Genomic DNA, 7,279 nt, shown 5'->3' with positions numbered 1-7,279 from the left:
ACGTATGTCAATTGCCGAAACTTTGATGAGCCGATTCATTTTGAATCTGGACGTGTCAAAAATGGCTTGATTTTTCGAGAAATCTCCGCTCAGGAACGGAAAAAACTCGTTCTATGAATAATTCAGGTTATATATTATATTCGTTGCTGTCTCCCTTTTTTTGCAATGAAACCATAAATTTCCAAAAAATATTTGATGTTCAGGAAGGGACTGATTTTCAATGACACTTATGCCCTATCGGACGGTCAGGCGATCCGGTGTTTCCGAGATTGAAATCCGTAAATCTCGGTTTATTGCCCATGTCTATCCTGTCACGAATGAGGCAGAAGCAGAAGCCCAAATTCAGGCCATCCGCAAAGAGCACTGGAAGGCAAATCACAATTGCTTCGCATACATACTGGGTAAAAAGCAGGAAATCCAGAAAGCCAGTGATGATGGCGAACCGAGCGGAACGGCGGGCGTGCCAATCCTGGAAGTCTTAAGGCGGCGCATGGTCTGTGACACGCTCGTTGTCGTGACCCGTTACTTTGGGGGGATCAAACTGGGCGCGGGCGGCCTGATACGGGCATACGCCCACACGACAGGACAGGGCCTCGCCGCGGCGGAAGTCATTGACCAGATTCCGTCTGACCTCTGGGGGATTTCTGTGGATTACCACCTCAGCGGCGCTATAGACAACAAACTACGCGAGTCACACTATATCATCAAGGATGTTCAGTATACGGACGCTGTTTCTTATGAAGTTTATACAAAGCAGGAAGAAAGCGGCGTTTTTCAGAGCTGGGTCGATGATCTGGCTAATGGCCGCGCGGACGTTAAAAAACTTGAGGAACTCTATCTTCAACAAAAAGCTCCGGAACCCGGGGAAGGCTGAAGGAGTAGCAGCATATTTCGTCAGATTCACTCGAAAATTAGCGGTTTCCTCTAATTTTTCATTGCCGTGAGGCTCTTCTTTCTGTAAAATGTAGCTATTGTCATATATCTATAAGATCTTTTTTAACATTTCACAGAATATTATGGATTAATATAAGAAAGATAACGCCGTGAAGAGACCGGATCATTAGAAGGGGCATGGTTATAGGTGCAGTTAAGCAGCAGGCAGGAAAATTATAAAATTAAGAAGCGTCACAGGCGCAGAACGATTCTGCTGGTTCTACTCTCCGTCGTGCTCATTTTCGCCGGAAGCGGCGCGTCGTACGCATACTACTTGTGGAAAAAGGCTGAAAATGTGACCAACCATGCGCAGAGCAAGCTGGCACGGGGTAACAAATCAGCACTCCGCACGTTCAAAGTCGATCCAGTCAAGGATAACTTCTCAATTTTGTTCATGGGTATCGACAAACGGAAAAATGAGCCGAGCCGATCGGATGCGATGGTCCTCGCCACATTTAACCACAGCACCAGTAAAGTTGAAATGGTCAGCATCCCTCGGGATTCCAAAGTCCAAATCATCGATCCGACGCACACCCGGGATTATGGCGTCACAAAAATTACCCACGCGCATGCCTATGGCGACGCGAACGATGGCCACGGCGCGGATTACACAATCGCCACCGTTGAAAATCTGTTCCAGGTCCCGGTTGATTATTATGTCCAAGTCGACTTCGCAGCATTCGTAAAAATAATAAACGCCCTGGGCGGTGTTGATGTGAACGTTCCGGTCAAACTTGTGACCTCTAACAGCAAGGACAAGAAGGGCAAAGACGCCATCGTGCTTGAACCGGGAAGGCAGACGCTGGACGGCGAACAGGCGCTCGCGCTTGTCCGGAATCGCAAATCACCTGGATCCGGCGGCGACTTCGGACGCGGGCTCCGGCAGATGGACGTTATTAAAGCGCTTGTCCACAAAAGCGCGCAGCTGTCCTCTATTACGAAATACAGCAATGTCATTGATTCGTTGGATGGCAATTTTGAGACCAACCTGACATTCGGTCAACTGCTCAGCCTTCGCCAGTTTGCCTCTTCCCTGTCCGGAATCAACACCATGCAGCTCAAAGGCACGGATGATATGAGTACGGGTGTTTATTATTTTGATCTGGATCAGAGCTATCTGCAGCAGGTAAAAACCGATTTGAAGAGCCAGCTCGGCATTACAGCGCCTTCCGCGGAGGGCAGTTCAACAGGCACTTCGGAGGTCACCGGGGCATCTGTCCCCGCAGGAAATCAGTGATTCGCATTAAAAATTATAAGAGCGTACTGAGGCATCTTTCCAGATTCACTGGAAGAGCGCCTCATTTTTTTAACCAACGGCTATGCTTAAATTCAATGTTGATTTTGCCCCTCCGCTGATTGAAGCGGAATGCTCAAGACTTCTGCGGGATCAGCGAATTAAGTGAAACCCCTCAGTGAGGAGGCTCACGGATCACCCTCGGAAAGCGAGCGCGTGGAGCGAAAAACAACAGACACGTTTAACAAGAACCTAATCAATAAGAAAGTCGCTCAGTTACGGAACCGCCGGCAATTCAAACATGCGCAATACCTGCTGATCAAACATTGCCGTCGGATCATGGGTTTCGCTGACGAACCCATCCATTTTGTTGATACGCCCTTTTTTCTTACGATTGAACAGGTCCCATTTTCACTGACCGGACGCCCCTCCTCACAACAACCAAAACTTAAAAACCCGTGATCTGAATTCAGATCACGGATCTATCATTTCATATTCTACTGTTCTACTCGTTTACTTCACTTTGCCGCCGAGACTGACAATACGCTTGTACGCATTCAGGAGCGGTCTGTAATTGGCGCTCACGAGCCCGACGCCCTCCACAACAAGTTCAATGATCAGCATGACACCGACAATAATCAGCAGCGAACCGAGCAATGTCGAAGTTGAAAGCAGGATCGCCGCCAGAGCGAACAGGGCGCTCATGCCATAGATCAGAACCACTGTCTGCCCCTGCGTGAAACCGAATCGGAGCAGGCAGTGATGGAGGTGCGATTTGTCTGGAGCGGTCAGCGGTTTCCTGTTGACCAGTCTCCGGATGATCGCGAACAGTGTGTCCGAAATTGGCACGGCCAGAATGATGATCGGGACAACAAGTGAAAACAGAGTCACATTTTTGAAACCCAATAGAGCGAGCACCGCAATGACATAACCGAGCAGATTGCTTCCGGTATCACCCATGAAAATTTTAGCGGGGTGGAAGTTATACGGCAGGAATCCGAGTGTGCTGCCGAGCATCAGTGTGCTGACAATAAATACAAAAGAATTGCCTTCCGTCAGCGCCAGTCCGGCAATGGTCAGGAGAACAATACTGGAAACACCGGCGGCAAGGCCGTCCAACCCGTCAATCAGGTTAATCGCATTCGTGATGCCGATAATCCAGAGCACTGTCAGTGGTATGCTCAGCCAGTGCAGATAGAGAACACCATTAAACGGCAGATTGATGAAGGCGACGCTGATGCCTCCCTGCACAATCACGAGCGCAGCCAGCAAGTGGCCGGTAATTTTTATTTTCGGTGAAAGCGTAAAAATATCGTCAAGTATTCCTGTAATCACAATGATGACACTGCCGATAAGCAAAGGCATCGTATAGCTACTATCCGGACGAAGGATCAGCATGCCGATCACGAACGCCAGATAAAAAGCCAAACCGCCTAACCGCGGCATAATGTGCGTGTGAACTTTGCGGGCATTCGGAACATCTGTCGCACCAACATAGATGGCTATTTTTTTAACCAGAGGCGTCAGTCCCGCCGCGGCAAGAAAACAAATGAAAAACGTCAGATAGACCATTCAGTCAGCCCGCCCTTTCTTAATGATAGCCGTCCGTTACTACGGAACCAGACCTTTGAAAACAATGACTCTCGTTTTCTATAAAACTTCCCTATACTCAAGGGAGATTATAACACATTGTAAATTTGATGCCACTGTTTTCTTAACAATTTCTCAATCTTTTTCATCTTACATTAATACGAGTCTACAACACTTTTATTCTCATCTTTGAATCATGGCAAATTTTTGACTTTCCGGATGGTTTTTTATGAAAGAGAACTTGAGATCGGGACATGTTATAATGATGGGACTAGCTCTGAAAGAAGTGATTTTGTTGTCTGGTGAAGACGTTAAAAAATTGATTGGCAACATATATATGAACGTTTTTCATTCGCAGAAAGAGGTGATCGAAACCTGTGCGAAGAGACTAAAAAATGGCGAAAAAGTCAACCTATATTTTCTCAACGACCATGGGTTTAACATCGCTCAGAAAGATCCGGACTATCTGGATGCTCTAAACCGCGCGGATTATCTGCTAAATGATGGAATTGGCGTTAAACTGGGTGCAAAAATATGGGGTATTGACATCCGGCAAAATCTGAACGGCACTGATCTGATCCCCCAAATTTTAAAAAAATGCGAAAAGACGGGCTGGCCCGTTTTTCTGCTTGGTGCCTCGAAACAGGCCGTAAGTGCTGCGGCGGAGCACATCAGAAAGGATTTCGTCGGTCTCACTGTCGCCGGTTACCATCATGGCTATTTCAGATCGGGGGCGGACATGGTGGAGGCGATCAATCGCTCAGGCGCTAAAGTGCTGCTTGTCGGGATGGGTATGCCGCTGCAGGAAAAATTCATTGACAGCCATAGCCGGGAACTGACCCCGTTGCTCCGAATTGCCGGAGGAGGCTATATCGACTTCGCGTCGGGTCTGAAACCGAGGGCACCACGTGTGATGCGGAAGATGAACCTTGAGTGGCTGTTCCGGATGATTCTTGAGCCGAGACGGATGTGGAAACGCAATGTCGTCGGCCATCTGCAATTTTTCATTACCGTTATCCGCCTGAAAATCAGCGTGAGAAAATGAATTGGCGGGCGGGTGCGACCGTTGAAGTTCTCTGTGTCGGAAAATCTATCATTCTATGTGACAATCGGCGACTTCCTGTTCGTATCATGTTAGAATAAAAGAGGAACGACACCATCACGAAAGAAGGACCTTTATGGATAAAAGTTTTTTTATTCGCAATCGTAATAAGCTCTATGAAACGCTTGAAGATCAGTCGCTGACGATTCTGTTCGCCGGCGAGGCGGCGCACCAGTCGGCTGACGAGAGCTATCCATTTTATCCAAACCGCAATTTTTATTATCTGACGGGCATCACGGAACCAAAGGTTGTCTTTGTCGCTACGAAATTCGGCGGCGAAGTGAACGAAACACTCTTCATTCAGCGCGCTGATCCGTGGATGGCCAGGTGGTACGGCGAAACGATCACGCCAAACGAAGCGCAGGATGCCTCCGGAGTTGAAAATATTGAACTTCTGGACAAACTGGACAATTTCATCCGCGGTCAGTTCGACGGTCGCGTTTATAAACATCTATACACCGATTTGGAGGCCAAATCATGGGAATTCCCGGCAAAACCGGCCAACAAGTTCGCAGCTGAGGCGGCTGTCACTTATCCCTATCTCGCCATCCACAACCTCTATCCCCTGCTCAGCAATTTCCGCGTGATCAAGTCGTCTGAAGAAATCGAGCTGATCCGTGAAGCGGGAAAGATTACCGCGGACGGTATCAAAAACGTCCTGGCCAATGCGAAACCCGGCATGAAAGAATATGAGCTTGAAGCTTACTTCAATTTTATTCTGAAAAGCCGCGGCGTTACGGAGTTCGCTTTCCCGACGATTCTCGCAAGCGGCTACAACGGCACAGTACTCCACTATTCGGCGAATACCGGTACCGCTTCGGACGGCAGCCTGGTTCTGCTTGATCTCGGCGCGCAGTACAAGTACTATAACGGCGATATCAGCTACACCTTCCCTGTCAACGGAAAATTTACGCCGCGGCAGAAAGTGATCTATGATATTGTTCTGCGTTGCAACCAGGCCGTCACCAAGATGGTTAAGCCGGGTGTTGCATTTGAAGATCTGAATGATTTTACAATCAAGTTCTTCACTGAGGAGCTGCTGAAAATTGGTCTGATCCAGACACCTGAAGAGCTGAGCAAGTATTATTTTCACCATGTCAGCCACTCGCTTGGGCTTGACACCCATGATGTCGGCAACTACCGGGATATCGATCTGGTTCCCGGTGAAGTTATTACAAATGAACCCGGACTCTACATCCCTGAAGAGAGTATTGGCATCCGCATCGAGGACGATGTCCTTGTCACAGAAAACGGCTATGAAGTGCTGACGACCGGGCTTCCTCGAACGACTGATGAAATTGAAAGCTATATGGCTGAAAATAACAAGAATCTTAAATGATGAAGAAAGGCGGAGTCGATCTCCGCTTTTTATATAGTTAATTGAGTAAGCGTTGTCAGAAAATAAGGAGGTTTTGTTTCATGAAGTATCGTCATCTTGGAGACACCGGTGTGAAAGTCAGTACGGTCAGCCTTGGAAGCTGGCTGACGTACGGAGGTTATGTTGCGAACGAAAACGCGGTGAACACCATCCTCAAAGCCTATGATCTCGGCATCAATTTCTTTGATACCGCGAATGTATATATGCGCGGAGAAGCAGAAAAAGTCGTCGGAAAAGCAATCAAGGCATTTCCGCGTGAATCCATCGTTCTGTCGACTAAAGTCTTCTTCCCAATGGGCGAGGGCCCGAATGATCGCGGCCTCTCCAGAAAGCATATCATGGAGCAGGCTGAAGCAAGCCTGAAACGGCTGGATGTCGACTATATCGATCTGTACTACTGCCACCGCTTCGACCCCGAAACGCCGATTGAAGAAACGCTGCGTGCCTTTGACGATCTGATCCACCAGGGCAAAGTCAACTATATCGGAGTCAGTGAATGGACAGCGGCTCAGATTACGGAAGCAGCGCACATTGCTGATGAAAAACTGCTCCATCATTTTGTCGCTAATCAATCCCAGTACAGTATGCTTTATCGCAGGATCGAGGACGAAGTGATCCCGGCCAGCGCCACCCATGGTGTGAGCCAGGTGTGCTGGTCCCCTCTTGCCCAGGGTGTTCTGACCGGAAAATATACCTCCGTCGACCACGTTCCTGCCGGAAGCCGCGCCGCGGAACAAAAAGGCGGCGTTCAACGGTTCCTGACCGAAACCAATCTGAAAAAGGTCGCCAGGCTGAAGAGCATCGCTGATGATCTGGGCATTACTATGGCGCAGCTCGCCCTCGCCTGGATCCTTCGCCAGGATAACGTCGCCAGCACTGTCGTCGGTGCCAGCAAACCGGAACAGATTGTTGACAACGCCAAGGCCGCCGACCTTGAACTCGATCCGGAGACGCTTGGCCGTATTGAGGGCATTTTGGCATAATCAGTGTTAGATGAACCAAGCTGCGATCCGATTTTCCGGGTCGCAGCTTTTTTGTGATC

7 protein-coding genes are annotated in these 7,279 nt (G+C 48.7%); 6 read left to right on the top strand and 1 reads right to left on the bottom strand.

Annotation, left to right across the window (positions count from 1 at the left end):
* The first annotated feature begins 220 nt into the window (after nt 1-220).
* The 3 genes from E4665_RS11950 to E4665_RS11940 all read left to right on the top strand — a co-directional run bounded on the left by E4665_RS11950 (nt 221) and on the right by E4665_RS11940 (nt 2,629).
* Nucleotides 221-874, top strand: coding sequence for a YigZ family protein (locus tag E4665_RS11950; RefSeq protein ID WP_135349016.1), 654 nt, complete (start codon nt 221-223; stop codon nt 872-874).
* Between the two features lie 207 nt (nt 875-1,081).
* On the top strand, nt 1,082-2,170 hold the full coding sequence (locus E4665_RS11945) for an LCP family protein (protein WP_174845487.1): 1,089 nt from the start codon (nt 1,082-1,084) through the stop codon (nt 2,168-2,170).
* 162 nt (nt 2,171-2,332) lie between these two features.
* Complete coding sequence (locus E4665_RS11940; protein WP_135349015.1) at nt 2,333-2,629, top strand: hypothetical protein; 297 nt, start codon at nt 2,333-2,335, stop codon at nt 2,627-2,629.
* 51 nt (nt 2,630-2,680) lie between these two features.
* Here E4665_RS11940 and E4665_RS11935 read toward each other — a convergent pair whose 3' ends face one another.
* A complete protein-coding gene (locus E4665_RS11935; RefSeq protein ID WP_135349014.1) occupies nt 2,681-3,739 on the bottom strand; it encodes a glycosyltransferase family 4 protein in 1,059 nt (352 codons plus the stop codon).
* A gap of 247 nt (nt 3,740-3,986) precedes the next feature.
* On the opposite strand from E4665_RS11935, the gene E4665_RS11930 reads away from it, so the two are divergent.
* The 3 genes from E4665_RS11930 to E4665_RS11920 all read left to right on the top strand — a co-directional run bounded on the left by E4665_RS11930 (nt 3,987) and on the right by E4665_RS11920 (nt 7,220).
* Nucleotides 3,987-4,802: a WecB/TagA/CpsF family glycosyltransferase gene (locus E4665_RS11930; RefSeq protein WP_135349013.1), complete on the top strand. Its 816-nt coding sequence runs from the start codon at nt 3,987-3,989 to the stop codon at nt 4,800-4,802.
* 133 nt (nt 4,803-4,935) lie between these two features.
* The gene (locus E4665_RS11925) at nt 4,936-6,198 is read left to right on the top strand and encodes an aminopeptidase P family protein (protein WP_135349012.1); all 1,263 of its coding nucleotides are present in this window, start codon (nt 4,936-4,938) and stop codon (nt 6,196-6,198) included.
* Between the two features lie 80 nt (nt 6,199-6,278).
* Nucleotides 6,279-7,220 (top strand): aldo/keto reductase family protein, encoded by a 942-nt coding sequence (locus tag E4665_RS11920; RefSeq protein WP_135349011.1) that lies wholly within the window; start codon nt 6,279-6,281, stop codon nt 7,218-7,220.
* The last annotated feature ends 59 nt before the right edge of the window (nt 7,221-7,279 follow it).

The sequence above is a fragment of the Sporolactobacillus shoreae genome (assembly GCF_004684935.1).
In the GTDB taxonomy this organism is placed as follows: Bacteria; Bacillota; Bacilli; order Bacillales; family Sporolactobacillaceae; genus Sporolactobacillus; species Sporolactobacillus shoreae.
This window is presented reverse-complemented; position numbering and strand designations above follow the sequence as displayed.